This is a genomic window from Terrisporobacter vanillatitrophus (assembly GCF_051148895.1).
GTDB lineage: Bacteria > Bacillota > Clostridia > Peptostreptococcales > Peptostreptococcaceae > Terrisporobacter > Terrisporobacter vanillatitrophus.
This window is the reverse complement of the sequence record NZ_CP154625.1, coordinates 1,804,005-1,816,671: the sequence shown is the minus strand read 5'-3', so window position 1 is coordinate 1,816,671 and position 12,667 is coordinate 1,804,005. Positions and strand designations below refer to the sequence as shown.

Genomic DNA, 12,667 nt, shown 5'->3' with positions numbered 1-12,667 from the left:
CTCCTTAATTTAATAATTTTATCTCATCATTTTTAATTACCTTTTCATCTATTAATAAAGCTTTAAATACTTCTCTTCCTCTTGAGTTAATCAAAGTCTGTATTCCACTATGATTATGTTCTGTTGTATAAAATCTGAAAGTAAAGTAGTCCATGGCGTGTCCATAAGGTTTAAGATTGTCTGTAGCATCTCTGTAACAATAATTATTAAGAAGTAGCCAGCTAATAAATAAGTTTTCTCTAATACCTATTATCTTTGCTGTGTCTCTGAAGTTTGTAGATAAATTAGTAGAGCTTTTTTCAGTATTGAGTGTGGAAGTTTTTGCAGTAGTATAAGTTTCAGTATTGCTCTTTGTAAATGATGACGTGTCTGTGTTTTGATTTTGCATTTTATTTTTTAGTTGTAGCAATCTAGCAATAAGAGCTTCTGGTGAGTTAAATTCCTTTTCCATTTCGATAAAATACTTTCTTGCTTGTCTTCCTCTTTCACTTCTTTGGATCATACAAATTTCCTTTGCCATGTCAATTTTCAATATATAATCCATTTGATTTTGAATTCCTCCAGGTGTATCACATTTTTGTGTAACCCTTTGATAATCTACATTTTCTTCAAATCCATATTCCAGCATTCTTAGTATCCATACGTTATATCTTGTTTGAATATTAAGGTATTGGTGCAAGTCTCTGGAACTTATAACTACTTCTTCTTTTTCATTAATTGTGACTGGTACTAGTTGTTGTATGTTATGCATAGCTTCCATAATTTTTCCCCCTTTATTTTTATAAATTTTATTAATAAAATTATAGAGTAATTAATCCAACTGTTTATAAAATATATTTTTAGAAATCATATTATAAAAAACTGCCATACTAAAATTTAATATGACAGTTTTTGTGATATTTTAATTATTTAATTTTTGAGTTAACAAGTCTATACATAATTCCTCTTATGTTTTAGGATTATAAAGTGTCTTTTCACTTGTTCTATAGTATTCTATGAAATCTTTTATTGTATAGTTTTTCATTTTATCTTTTGTTAGTAAATTCAACTCTTTTAATGATGCTAAACTACTTTCTTTAATTTTTTGTGCTTGACTATTATTTTCATCATTATTAAGTATTTTATTACAGTAATTAATAGATTTATGATGTTTTCCTACCTTTTGATAAAGAAATACACATGTTAGTATGTAGCTGTTATCATGTCCCAATGTATCGAAAAATGATAAGTAAATTTTTAAAGATTTTTCATACTTTTCATTTTTTAATAAGTTTTCTGCTTCTCGTAGTTTTTTATCTACTTTTGTTTTTAACTTAGAAGTTTGATTTTTATAAAGTTCCTCATATTCCCCTAAATGCTTAATTGATTTATCATTTACAGCATCTTCATATTCATCGTAAGACATTTCTACATCTAGATGTTTTAATACACTATCTAAGGTTTCTTTTTTTACTAGCTTTTTATAATTTTCTATGTTGTATATATTTGTTATGGAAACATTAGCTTCGACTGACAATGCCTCTTGAGAATAACCTTTACTTTTTCTTATTTTCCTCAAGTTTTTCCTCATAATTACTTTATCCACCCTTTTAATATAAAGTTTTTTATAAATATATTATAATTAATTTTTATAAAAATGTCTCGGTAGAAAATCGGTAGATTTACAAATTCAGCATTTTTTTTACAGCATTAACTCGTAAGTATGTATAAGTAGTAAAACTTGTGTAAGTAAAAAAGGCATACACATTTTTGTGTGTAAGCGTAAAAGATTTAACGCCTTGAAATATAAGAGGCAATAACTGATATTGTATTAAAATCAGTTATTGCCTCTATATTATTTATTTTCTATTTTAAGATTTTCTGGCAGAGTTGCCGACCAAGGCATTAGCTCTAATAATTTTTCTTCTGTTAATGTTTCATGTTTTGACATATTATCCATCAAATAAAGCAGATACTTTTCTGCAACAAGATCGTAGCTTTTAGCAGTTTCAATAATACTGTACAGAGTAGCACTTGCTTTTGCACCTTTTCCAGTATTAGCGAATAGCCAGTTCTTCCTTCCAATTACAAATGGCTTAATAGCCCTTTCAGCCGCATTATTATCTATTTCCAATGCTCCATCCTCAAGTACTCTTCTCATTCCAGGTAAAACTTTTTTACTATATTCTAGAGCTTTCCCTAACGGGCTTTTAGGCAATGCATCTTCAATTTCATCTGATACATATTTTTCAAATTTATGTAAAATGGATGATAACTTTTCTTTTCTATATTTATATCTAATTTTGAAGAAATCTTCATCTTCACCATAATCTTTTCTCAAGTCTTTTTCTAATTTATATATTTCCTCACAATAATTAAACCCTATGATTGCACGTGATTTTTTCAAGGCTTCATTATTTAGGGTTGATACGATATCATAATATTTTCTTCGGATATGCGCTAAACAATAAAGTCGTTTAGCATCACTGACGCTATTGTATCCGTTATATCCGTCTGTCTGAAGAAATCCAGAATAACCATTCAAAAATGATTTTGGATAAGAACTAGATCTAGTTTTCTGATATTCATATAAAATAATAGAGTTATCATTTCCTCCTGTTTTATATAACCACATATAACATTTAGATCTTGATTCTTTTCCCTTTGCATCAATTACCACCAAGCTCGTTTCATCAGCTTGTATATAATTTGATTTTAATAATTCCTCTTTCATTAAATCATATACAACTTGAAATTCCTTAGCAGAACTTATTATCCAGTTAGACAAGGTTTGCCTAGATAGATTAGCCCCTAACATCTTGAAATAATTTTCTTGTCTATATAATGGAAGTGAATATAAATATTTAAGACATATAGCATGAGCTACTATTTCATTAGATGCCATGCTTTTATGTAAAAAAGTTTTTGGTGTTTTAGCACAAACTATATTTGCTTCTCCTGTTTTTTCTTCACATGATTTACAAGCATAGCTGTATGTTATATGCTTTTCAACATAAAGTTTCGCGGGTTCATACTTTAGAATATCTTTTTCTTTTTTTCCTATCTCAACTAAAGTCGAATGACATTCATTACAAATGGCTTCGCCTTCCTCAAGTCTATGTTCTATTACAACTACTTCTAAATTAGATAAATTCTCTTTTTTACCTATATTTGAAGTTGATTTTTTTCGAGTATAAGTTATTTCCTCTATTTCAGGCTCAGCTACTTTTAAGTCACTTTCTTTTTCAGCCTCATTAAATAGAGATAATTGGTTTGAATCTACTTGCTCACTAGATTTCCCAAATATCTTCTTATTTTTATTTAAAATATGACCTTTTAAAATTTCTACCTCTTTTTTCAAACTATCTATTTCTTTATCTTTAGATTCAATCTCATTTTCCATTTTAGTAATTAATTTTTTTGTATTCTCATCCAATTCTTTTTCTAAAACTATATCCTGCATATTATAACCCCTTATATTCTTAAATATAATATAATTGTACTATAAAATCGTTGAAAATTCAGTTATTTAGGAGTATTTTGATCATTCTATTTAGTATGTATTTTTCTGAATTACAGGCTTAAATTTGGAAGATGTTCTAACTTCATATCCTTTAAGAAGCCAACTTAATTCTTCTTTATTTACTGTTAATGCTTCTTCTTTAGTCATAGGCCATTTTAATTTATTGTTTTCAATTCTGTGATAGTATAACCAAAATCCTTCGTCAAAGTGGAGGATTTTCAGTCTATTTTGTTGTCTATTACAAAAAACAAATAATGCCTTTTCAAAAGGATCTAGTTTTAATTGGTTTTGTACTGCAATTACTAAGCCATCAATGCTTTTTCTCAAATCTGTTACTCCACATGCTAGATATACTTTATCAACTTCATTTAGATTTAACATGAATTTGAAAGCTCCTTTATTATTGTAGTTAAAAGCGTAGCTTCGCTAGGTGGAATATGAATAGTTACATTGTTTATTTCAATTTTTATATAACTAGAAAGAGTATCTACTTCTTTAGTAGTTATTGGGGTAGCTACTTTAACTAATTCCACCTCACAAAAAGTAGATGCTACAGGTTGCTGAACCTTTCTTTTTCTATGATAATAGAATTGACTTTTAGAGATTTTATTTTCTTCACAGAAATTTGTGACAGAACCGTCATATGAGTTGAATTTTTCAAGTATTTCAGCCCATTGATCTGGGCTATTTTTTACATACATAAGGTTAGCCTCCATATTTAATATTTTATATTTATATTTTAGCTAACCTTTTACTTGTAATATAGGTAGAAATTCTTTTACGCTTACTTTTGTGTATACCTTTTTGATACCTTACTTTTAGGTTATGTTAACCCACTTTATTAAAAAACTCTTATATCAAGTGATATAAGAGTTTTAATATTCATAGTATTAATTGGTTGCGGAGACAGGACTCGAACCTGTGACCTTTGGGTTATGAGCCCAACGAGCTGCCAACTGCTCCACTCCGCGCTGTTATTTGTTTGTGTACTAACTATAACATATATAATTTAATATAACAACCCATTATTTACTTTTCATTTTCTAACTTGTATTTATTTATAAATCTTCTACATTTATCATTTGACTTAGTCTTTTTTCTGCTGTTTCTGTAGTCCATTTGTCATTCCATGATTGGGAGTTAAATGTATCTATATACTTAACAAATGATCTTTTGTTTCCAATTATATTTAAATTACAAATATGCTGTTCTGTTCAATAATATATTACTTTTTAGATTTTAATTTTTTATATAAATAAAGTCCTCCACCTATGATTACTATACCTAAAGCTATATAAATAAAATTCGTAGGTATTCCAAATGCATAATTAGTGCTATTTTCTAATCCCATATTATATCCCCTTTTTTAATTTGTATCATATAACTGTTGTGAATTATTATAAATTATTGATTTAATTTTTGTATATTAATATATTCACCATTAAATAATAAGTCAAATAACTCTCTATTTGATTTTCTTATAAATTTTAATACACCTTCTTCATTATCCATAATATCATCACGACTAGGATATATGGCAAAATTAACTTTATGACTAGAGTAATACATATTTATTTGATAATTTAGATCTTTATTTAATATATCAGTTCTCATATCTTTTATTTGTTTGTCAGTGTCACTTATATCTATCCTCATAGAATCTATATACTCATTCTTAGAGTTAAATACGTATTCCATCATATTACTTTCTTTGTAGTGTTCTTTATCAATTTCTTCAAGTTCAAACATATTTTTTACTTCTTCTAAATCAACAACTTGATTATTATTCAATTTTTGTACTAACTCTAAATGTAAATTCATAATATTTTGCAATGATTTATTAAGATTTAATTTATCTAATGTATTGTTTATACTTTTAGTATTTGGAGAGTTTAAACTTGCTATTACGAATGATCCAGTATAAGCTATTTTCTTAATATTGTTATCATCTTGCTTTTGAAAGGATATTGTATTAACTTTTTTTGTTTTTTCATTATATTTAACTTCTAATATTTCTTCTCCACTAATGAATTTATGATATGAAGGTTCATCTAACCTATCTTCATCCGTAACTTCTTCATTTGAATTTTTATAAACCTCTTTATCATATTTAAAACTTGATAAATCTGTTTTTATTTCATTAAGTGATAATTCATTTAAATCCTCTTTTGTTAGTTCCAAGTAGTAATCATCTAGGTCAATACTAGGTTCTTTTGCACATCCTATCATTGTAAACAATAACAATGAAGGAACTAATATTTTTATTATTTTTTTAATCATATATTCTCCTATTCTATAAAATGATTTTAAAATAACTATTTCATATTTGTGTTGTTTATCTAATTTATTAGATCCACTCTCCAATTTCTATTCATATATGACTCAAATTTATTATTTTTCTCCATTTGTTAGTATTAGTTTAATTGTCCCATTTGAACTGACAATTTGCCCTTTTTTTAAATCAACTTTTTTGCCAACCATATCATTTATGCTTGTAAATTCTGCATCTGGATTATCTTCATCTCCAATTACTGTGGTGAAGTTATTATTTTCAGATGTTTCTTCTGAAGCTTCCACTTTATAGGTCCCCTCTGGTATGTCAGCTCCAACTTCAAAATTCTTGCCTGACTCCAATACATAAACTTCTTTTTTAGAACAACCCAAAATAGCAAATGACACTACTAGGAGTATCACTGCTAATAAATTAAACTTTTTCATAACCTTTTATTCCCCCCTCTATATTGCAAATAATGTCTTATCTAGTATTCAAAATGATGAAGAATTACTAAAATTCTTTAATTCTTTTTGATTATAAAATTAGTTATAGTGCCTAAAATTAAAGCTGGAATTGTAGCTACTATTAATATACCTAATACAAGTTTTAATGATAGCTCCGTTAATTGAATTGTATATAGCGCAGAAATAATTATATAAAATAATATATAATCTAATTTTCTAATTATTGAAAAATTCATCCTATTCCCCCCTTATTTATTTTTTAGAACAGATTATCAAAGCTTTATCTGTATATAAACTTCTTGGAATTTATTGAACTTCATATTATGTTCATGATCTTTGGTAATAGACAACTAGTATACAAAAGATAAAATCGGTTACGATTTAGATAGCTCTATATTATCTGATAAATCAACTTTCCCTTCTAATACATCTGTACGTAAAATATTACACATCTTTTCAGGTTCTTCAAAACAAGGACTGTGTGCTGAATTCTCAAATGTATAGAAGCCTTTTACTGGTGCCTTGACTTTCTGTGAAAATTCCATTGCAATAGTATAGGATACTTGATAGTCATACTTGCCTTGTAATATATATACAGGAACCTTTAGCTCTGGAACTTGATTAATTAAATCGGTTTCAAGTACAGAGTCCCAAAGATATTTTAGAGAAAAATTGCCTCCCATAACAAAATTAAATTTTTCTTTTAACGTATATGCCTTAGAACTAATCAACACCCTCATGATTTCCATCATTGAAGTGCAATGATGCATAATGCCAACACCAAGCTTCATCATTGATTTACTTCTCACACCAAGATATCTAAAATTTATGTTTCCCCCATTGTTTATATTGAATTTTTCAAGTTTACGCACCATTTTTTTATTATTTGCTTTGCGAAACTCTTCTAGCATAAAAGTATATGCCAAACGTTCAGATTCTGCTTGTCTTGCAACCTGACCAATGCCGATGTATGCTTGGAATAGATGTGGTGCTTGATTTACTGTAAGTACACCTAACAAAGAGCCCCATGAATGACCCATGACATATATTTTTTCCTTGTTAAATCTTTCCCTCAGGTATTTAACAACTTCAATTGTATCGGAAATCATCTGCTCTATTGTCATTTCTTCTGGTTTAATTTTGGCACTATAGGATATGCCGCTGCCACGTTGCTCCCACCAACAAACAGTAAATATTTTTTCTAATCCTGTTGGATATTTCTCCGTGAATGCAATTTCTGGTGATCCTGGTCCTCCATGTAAAAACAGTAATACTGGGTTTTTGATATTTTCACTCTGTAAAAACATTCCTTGCTTCATACCATTAATTTCTACAAATATCTTTTCATTCATTTATTAACCCCCTATGCAAAACTATAAATATTCTATAGTTTTACATCCTACAAATTCCTATTTATGGAACTCCTAATTTATAATAATTGTAGCATAGTTATTGATTTTATATATTTATAGAAAGTTAAATAAATTTACTAACCCTTTTATTATTTTTTAATAATTTGTTATAATATATCTATTACAAGGTTGTCCCATATAGGAAATATTGATTAAATTACAAAATAAACTCAACAACAGGAGGAAAGTTATGCCACAAATAAAAGTAAGAGGAATAAATGAAAACGACATCTGTAAGATAAGTGAAAAGATGATTGATGAATTAGTAGAAGCGGTAAAATGCCCAAGAGATTATTTTGAAATAGAATGTATAAAGTCTGTTGCTATAAGAAATGGTAAGATAGCAGATGTATATCCATTTGTAGAAGTAGCTTGGTTTGATAGAGGTCAAGAGGTGCAAGATACAGTAGCTAAAATAATAACTAACAATATAAGAAAAAACCTAAATATAGAAAGTATGGATTTAGCTTTTACAGTTTTTGAAAAAGAGAAGTATTATGAAAATGGAGATCATTTCTAAGAAATTATAAATGTGTTAACTAAAAAAGTAGGAGTAACAAATAAATCAACTCCTACTTTTCTTTGAAATATATAACTATTGCAAACTAAAAATACCACATATTCCTGTGGGATTACTGAAATTCCTAAAGAACCTAAAATACTTATGCCTATTAGAGTACCTACACCCAAATACTGTCCAATAACAATATGACGAGTTTTCATAGTACTATCTATTTGTGAGAAAAACATCATGAGTACAAATATATCATCAATATTTGTGGCTATAAATGAAATAAAAGCTGTTATTATTGTGCTAAACAATTTATACCTCCATTATATAATATCCATCAATAATTTCATTGATTCCTCCACCAATTGTATTTTACACCATTTTAGATTTAATGCAATTCCTATTCACCTATTTATCTAACTTCTAATTTATAATAATTGTATCATAGTTATTAGTTTGTACTAAACATATGCTTTTTCTTATTTTCCTCATAATTACTTTATCCACCCTTTTTATATAAAGTTTATTGTAAATAAGTTATAATTAATTTTTTTAACAGCATTAAGTCGTAAGTATGTATAAGTAGTAAAACTTGTGCAATTTAAAAAGGCATACACATTTTTGTGCATACCTTTTAATCATTTATTTTTAAATATAACTATATTCACATTTCATCCCCGTATGATATTAAATTTATTCTTCTTTTCTATTAAATAACTTATTAAAAATAATTAAATAAACACCCATTGATATAATATAATAACTGTTAACATCACAATACCTGTTGGATATAGTATTGTTCTAAATGTAATGTTATTAGAACTTTTATACTCTTCTAAAGCAACATATGTTGCATCAATAAAATGCAAGTAGAATCCAAAAGCAAGTAGTATTTCTTTTTTTAGAAAGAATCCCATTAGCATACAAATTATACTTAATATTGATATTGTATATAAAAATATTTTTTCAAAAAGCTCCCCTCCTCCATTGTCTCATTCGCATTATATAACAACTATTCACCAAATCTACTCTATAAATTGGAATTTGAAATGTAAAGATTTTGCTCATACTCTTTAGAAAAACCAAACTGTAGGAAGATAGAACAAATATGGTGCTGTAAATATAGCCAATGACAGAGCAAGTTTTTTCTTCTGTTCATTGTCTAAATTTGATTCTTTTAGACAGAACTTATAGTTGAATAAATAAATTAAAAATGCGGTTATTATCACACACACTGTTACCCACAATACAGAATAGATGCTTTCAAACGCATTATAACTAACAGCATTTGAGATATTGTTATACCACCATTTTCCTAATTGTGTTTCATAATTAAAATCAATTACATTCGCCATAAACATTGATGCCGTGCCAATAAAGTCAGCTATAAAACCAAATATCCAAACTTTAAAAATTACAGACTTGGCATTCATCTTAATATCTTGTACCTTTAGATATTTCATTGTTAACACAACTACAAGCAAATCTATAAGAAAGTTTGCTGGTAAAACTACAACCCAGGTAATTGGTATCAACCATAAAAGCCATATTGGGAAAATCAAGTTGTATAATTTAATACTATTCTTTTTCATATCATACCTCGCAAAATATAAATAATATTTACTTCACAATTTATAACTACTGTTCACCAAATCGGCTCTATAAATTGGAATTTATTAGGCTATATTTTCCAATAACTTACTAAAATAATTATAACACAAGCCAATGGTCATTTAACGTCATTAGCTTGTGTTATAAAATTCTTTTAATTTAGGTTCTTAATAGATACTCTTTACCACTATATCTATTCGTATTCTATTATTCCTAAGCCACTGTTTTTTGCATAAAAAAGGCATTGCCTAGTTTTAGGTAATACCTTTTTCTTATAAGAATTAATTTGACTTTTTATCTAATATATCTTTAACTTGTTCATTAGTTAATTCTACACCTTTAGCAATTTGTTCTATTGATAAGCCAAGACTATTTAACCTTAATACAGTATCTATTTTTTCCTTTTCTACACCTTGTTTTATACCTTGTTTTATACCTTCTTTTTGTCCTTCTTTTACACCTTCTTTTCGTCCCTCTTCTCTAGAACCTTCTAATCTATCATTTTCATCTCGTATTGCTTTATCTCTAATTTCTGCCAATTGGACTAACTCTTTATCTCCACTTATTTGATAAAGTATATCCATAGCTTCCTTTATCTCATTATCTTCTTTTTTCAATAGATCCATCTCCTTTCCTTCTGGATTTATCAAGAAGGTTAACCATTTATGTAATTTATCACAATAATCTTTTTCTGTTTCATTAAATTTAGGTAATTCAATAAAATGAATTTCCAAAATATCACTTAATATTTTTTTAGTTGTGTCTTCATAAAAATGAAAACAACTTTTAAAGCTTTCATTATCTATACAATTAAAATCCACTATATTTATGTAAATTGCAATATATATTTGTATAAAAAGAGGAAAATAATTATGTACAAAAAATATACTTTTAAGAATTACCTGAAGAAGAACTATCTAAATAATTAAGTTTAGACTTTAACCTATATGATGGACCTTTTATAGAAATAATATGAGAATGATGAAGTAACCTATCTAAAATAGCATTAGCTATAGCTGGAGATCCAAAGATTTCACTCCATTTTGAAAAATTAGAATTAGTAGTTATTATAGTACAATGTTTTTCATATCTTCTTGAAATTAGCTGAAAAAACAGATTGGCAGCATCAGTATCTATTGGCAAATATCCAATTTCATCAATAATTAAAACTTTGTATTTTGAAAAATGTTTAAGCCTAGCGTCTAATCTATTCTCAGCTAACGCCCTTTTAAGCTGTTGAATCAATTCTTGAAAAGGTATAAAATATGTAGAGTATCTATTTGTGGCACTTTTGATTCCAATGGAGGTAGCAAGATGTGTCTTGCCAACTCCGGATGTTCCTACAAATAATATATTTTCATTATTCTCTATGAATCTAAGCGTAGCTAAATCTAAAATTTCTTGTTTATTTACTGCTGGTTGAAATGTGAAATCAAAGTCTTCTAGAGTTTTAATAAATGGAAAGTTTGCAACTTTTACACAAGCTGTTTTAGCTCTTTCTTGTTTGGAGTTTATTTCTAGATTGCTTAATTCATAAAGTGCATCTACTAAACTTTTTTCATGACTATTAATCATTTCAATATACTTATCTAAATTAAGTTTTATATTATTTAGTGACAATTCTTCAAGATTATTAAGTAGTTTTACATAATTACTCATATTCTCCTCCATTAACATTAAGTAAATAATCTAGTTGGTTTAAATTATCCCTTGCAATATCATCAATGTCGTTAGAATTTTTTATATACGGAGATATTAATTCTTTATAATGCTCTTCATTATAATTCATTTTTTTATTTGTTATGTCATGAATAGCTATTAAATCTGTGCTAAAATATATATGTAACTTGTTATCAATAACTTTCAAAGTTACAGTTTTATTTATATATTTGCTAGGGACGGAATACTTGCTATTCTTGTAATTTATCAGAGAATCTTTATGAACGTTGGCGGTCAACCTTTGGTTTATATATGATTCAATTATTGAATTACTAGGTAAAGGCTGTAAGTATTCCTTTTCTTTTTGAAATAAAAGTATAGGCGGTAGCCCTGTTGTCTGGTTTGCTGATTGATTTACTTTTTTATTTATATTTTTTAATATTTGAATTAAATCTTCTTCAGTTTCAAATTCATAATTATATGCAAGTAACCATTCAATAAACTTATTTGCTGACTCTACTTTTCCCTTCGTATAAGAATGGCGGGGCTTACAAAGGCTAATATTAAAACCAAAGTCTGAAGCGAATGCTTTCATTTTATTATTAATTTTTCTTTTATTACCCGTAATATCAACAACTGTACTCATATTATCAAATAAAAGTTCTGAAGGGATACCTCCGGTAGCTTTAAATGATGATATTAGGCACTCAAATACATCTTGCTGAGTTTTTGTATTTCTATATTCAAAATGGCAGTATCTAGAATTTCCAAGTTTATAGTTAAATACATTTATTATAAATTCTTCATTATTTTTTGATACTAATTTTAAATCTTCTTTCCAATCTACTTGCGCTTGTTTTCCAGGTGGAGTTTCAAATCTAGGATGTCCTTTTATTTTTTTAGTTGGTTTTAAATTTTTTGATTTGATATATTTGATAAAATTTGAATAAGATCCAATGTCATAATTCTTGTCTAAAAAATATTCGTATACAGCCTTTGCTGTAATTCCTTTTATTGAAAGTTTTAATTTGATTTCTTCTAAGTATTGATCTAATTTGCTAGATTTATTTCTAGTTTGTGGTTTACCTTCATATCCATCATAGTATTTTTTCACTGTTCTTCTATCAATTCCATGCTCTCTGGCTAATTCAGAGTAATTTGGTTTAAAATTCATTGATTTAATTATATTAATTTGTCCTATTAAATTTAAAATCATGGCTATCCCTCCCGGGA

At 27.3% G+C, this 12,667-nt stretch carries 17 protein-coding genes and 1 tRNA gene; 1 reads left to right on the top strand and 17 read right to left on the bottom strand.

Annotated features, from left to right (window positions below):
• Nucleotides 1-4: 4 nt before the first annotated feature.
• From TVTCOM_RS09155 to TVTCOM_RS09105, 11 genes are all read right to left on the bottom strand, one after another.
• Nucleotides 5-760, bottom strand: coding sequence for an antA/AntB antirepressor family protein (locus TVTCOM_RS09155; RefSeq protein WP_434799515.1), 756 nt, complete (start codon nt 758-760; stop codon nt 5-7).
• A 186-nt stretch (nt 761-946) separates the two neighbouring features.
• On the bottom strand, nt 947-1,570 hold the full coding sequence (locus TVTCOM_RS09150) for a helix-turn-helix domain-containing protein (protein ID WP_434799514.1): 624 nt from the start codon (nt 1,568-1,570) through the stop codon (nt 947-949).
• Nucleotides 1,571-1,834: 264 nt separating this feature from the next.
• Nucleotides 1,835-3,442, bottom strand: coding sequence for an IS66 family transposase (tnpC, locus tag TVTCOM_RS09145; RefSeq protein WP_434796259.1), 1,608 nt, complete (start codon nt 3,440-3,442; stop codon nt 1,835-1,837).
• A 90-nt stretch (nt 3,443-3,532) separates the two neighbouring features.
• Nucleotides 3,533-3,883, bottom strand: a complete 351-nt coding sequence (gene tnpB, locus TVTCOM_RS09140) for an IS66 family insertion sequence element accessory protein TnpB (RefSeq protein ID WP_434796258.1) — start codon at nt 3,881-3,883, stop codon at nt 3,533-3,535.
• Nucleotides 3,877-4,203 (bottom strand): IS66 family insertion sequence element accessory protein TnpA, encoded by a 327-nt coding sequence (gene tnpA / locus TVTCOM_RS09135; protein ID WP_434796257.1) that lies wholly within the window; start codon nt 4,201-4,203, stop codon nt 3,877-3,879. Before tnpA ends, tnpB begins: the two co-directional genes overlap by 7 nt.
• A gap of 194 nt (nt 4,204-4,397) precedes the next feature.
• Nucleotides 4,398-4,473: transfer RNA gene (locus TVTCOM_RS09130), tRNA-Met, on the bottom strand.
• Between the two features lie 254 nt (nt 4,474-4,727).
• Complete coding sequence (locus tag TVTCOM_RS09125; protein WP_434799513.1) at nt 4,728-4,853, bottom strand: QVPTGV class sortase B protein-sorting domain-containing protein; 126 nt, start codon at nt 4,851-4,853, stop codon at nt 4,728-4,730.
• A 53-nt stretch (nt 4,854-4,906) separates the two neighbouring features.
• On the bottom strand, nt 4,907-5,782 hold the full coding sequence (locus TVTCOM_RS09120) for a hypothetical protein (RefSeq protein ID WP_434799512.1): 876 nt from the start codon (nt 5,780-5,782) through the stop codon (nt 4,907-4,909).
• Between the two features lie 111 nt (nt 5,783-5,893).
• On the bottom strand, nt 5,894-6,220 hold the full coding sequence (locus TVTCOM_RS09115) for a hypothetical protein (protein WP_434799511.1): 327 nt from the start codon (nt 6,218-6,220) through the stop codon (nt 5,894-5,896).
• A gap of 77 nt (nt 6,221-6,297) precedes the next feature.
• Complete coding sequence (locus tag TVTCOM_RS09110; protein ID WP_434799510.1) at nt 6,298-6,477, bottom strand: hypothetical protein; 180 nt, start codon at nt 6,475-6,477, stop codon at nt 6,298-6,300.
• Nucleotides 6,478-6,615: 138 nt separating this feature from the next.
• Complete coding sequence (locus TVTCOM_RS09105; RefSeq protein WP_434799509.1) at nt 6,616-7,593, bottom strand: alpha/beta fold hydrolase; 978 nt, start codon at nt 7,591-7,593, stop codon at nt 6,616-6,618.
• Between the two features lie 250 nt (nt 7,594-7,843).
• Between TVTCOM_RS09105 and TVTCOM_RS09100 the strand changes: the two genes are divergently transcribed.
• The gene (locus TVTCOM_RS09100) at nt 7,844-8,173 is read left to right on the top strand and encodes a DUF1904 domain-containing protein (RefSeq protein WP_434799508.1); all 330 of its coding nucleotides are present in this window, start codon (nt 7,844-7,846) and stop codon (nt 8,171-8,173) included.
• Here TVTCOM_RS09100 and TVTCOM_RS09095 read toward each other — a convergent pair.
• The 6 genes from TVTCOM_RS09095 to istA all read right to left on the bottom strand — a co-directional run bounded on the left by TVTCOM_RS09095 (nt 8,170) and on the right by istA (nt 12,647).
• Nucleotides 8,170-8,475, bottom strand: coding sequence for a cadmium resistance transporter (locus TVTCOM_RS09095; RefSeq protein WP_434799507.1), 306 nt, complete (start codon nt 8,473-8,475; stop codon nt 8,170-8,172). The two genes, TVTCOM_RS09100 and TVTCOM_RS09095, sit on opposite strands and share 4 nt — an antisense overlap.
• 420 nt (nt 8,476-8,895) lie before the next feature.
• Nucleotides 8,896-9,081 carry a hypothetical protein gene (locus TVTCOM_RS09090; RefSeq protein WP_434799506.1) on the bottom strand — a complete coding sequence of 62 codons (186 nt, stop codon included), beginning with the start codon at nt 9,079-9,081 and terminating at the stop codon, nt 8,896-8,898.
• A gap of 156 nt (nt 9,082-9,237) precedes the next feature.
• Nucleotides 9,238-9,756, bottom strand: coding sequence for a hypothetical protein (locus TVTCOM_RS09085; protein ID WP_434799505.1), 519 nt, complete (start codon nt 9,754-9,756; stop codon nt 9,238-9,240).
• 300 nt (nt 9,757-10,056) lie between these two features.
• Nucleotides 10,057-10,596: an Rpn family recombination-promoting nuclease/putative transposase gene (locus TVTCOM_RS09080; RefSeq protein ID WP_434799504.1), complete on the bottom strand. Its 540-nt coding sequence runs from the start codon at nt 10,594-10,596 to the stop codon at nt 10,057-10,059.
• Between the two features lie 70 nt (nt 10,597-10,666).
• A complete protein-coding gene (gene istB, locus TVTCOM_RS09075) occupies nt 10,667-11,434 on the bottom strand; it encodes an IS21-like element helper ATPase IstB (RefSeq protein ID WP_316719004.1) in 768 nt (255 codons plus the stop codon).
• On the bottom strand, nt 11,427-12,647 hold the full coding sequence (gene istA, locus TVTCOM_RS09070; RefSeq protein ID WP_434799708.1) for an IS21 family transposase: 1,221 nt from the start codon (nt 12,645-12,647) through the stop codon (nt 11,427-11,429). Before istA ends, istB begins: the two co-directional genes overlap by 8 nt.
• Between the last annotated feature and the right edge of the window lie 20 nt (nt 12,648-12,667).

What these genes read in the sequence shown, in the direction of transcription:
- TVTCOM_RS09155 (WP_434799515.1), bottom strand. Translation starts at nt 760, where the DNA reads ATGGAAGCTATGCATAACATACAACAACTAGTACCAGTCACAATTAAT.
- TVTCOM_RS09150 (WP_434799514.1), bottom strand. Translation starts at nt 1,570, where the DNA reads ATGAGGAAAAACTTGAGGAAAATAAGAAAAAGTAAAGGTTATTCTCAA.
- tnpC (WP_434796259.1), bottom strand. Translation starts at nt 3,442, where the DNA reads ATGCAGGATATAGTTTTAGAAAAAGAATTGGATGAGAATACAAAAAAA.
- tnpB (WP_434796258.1), bottom strand. Translation starts at nt 3,883, where the DNA reads ATGTTAAATCTAAATGAAGTTGATAAAGTATATCTAGCATGTGGAGTA.
- tnpA (WP_434796257.1), bottom strand. Translation starts at nt 4,203, where the DNA reads ATGTATGTAAAAAATAGCCCAGATCAATGGGCTGAAATACTTGAAAAA.
- TVTCOM_RS09125 (WP_434799513.1), bottom strand. Translation starts at nt 4,853, where the DNA reads ATGGGATTAGAAAATAGCACTAATTATGCATTTGGAATACCTACGAAT.
- TVTCOM_RS09120 (WP_434799512.1), bottom strand. Translation starts at nt 5,782, where the DNA reads ATGATTAAAAAAATAATAAAAATATTAGTTCCTTCATTGTTATTGTTT.
- TVTCOM_RS09115 (WP_434799511.1), bottom strand. Translation starts at nt 6,220, where the DNA reads ATGAAAAAGTTTAATTTATTAGCAGTGATACTCCTAGTAGTGTCATTT.
- TVTCOM_RS09110 (WP_434799510.1), bottom strand. Translation starts at nt 6,477, where the DNA reads ATGAATTTTTCAATAATTAGAAAATTAGATTATATATTATTTTATATA.
- TVTCOM_RS09105 (WP_434799509.1), bottom strand. Translation starts at nt 7,593, where the DNA reads ATGAATGAAAAGATATTTGTAGAAATTAATGGTATGAAGCAAGGAATG.
- TVTCOM_RS09100 (WP_434799508.1), top strand. Translation starts at nt 7,844, where the DNA reads ATGCCACAAATAAAAGTAAGAGGAATAAATGAAAACGACATCTGTAAG.
- TVTCOM_RS09090 (WP_434799506.1), bottom strand. Translation starts at nt 9,081, where the DNA reads ATGGGATTCTTTCTAAAAAAAGAAATACTACTTGCTTTTGGATTCTAC.
- TVTCOM_RS09085 (WP_434799505.1), bottom strand. Translation starts at nt 9,756, where the DNA reads ATGAAAAAGAATAGTATTAAATTATACAACTTGATTTTCCCAATATGG.
- istB (WP_316719004.1), bottom strand. Translation starts at nt 11,434, where the DNA reads ATGAGTAATTATGTAAAACTACTTAATAATCTTGAAGAATTGTCACTA.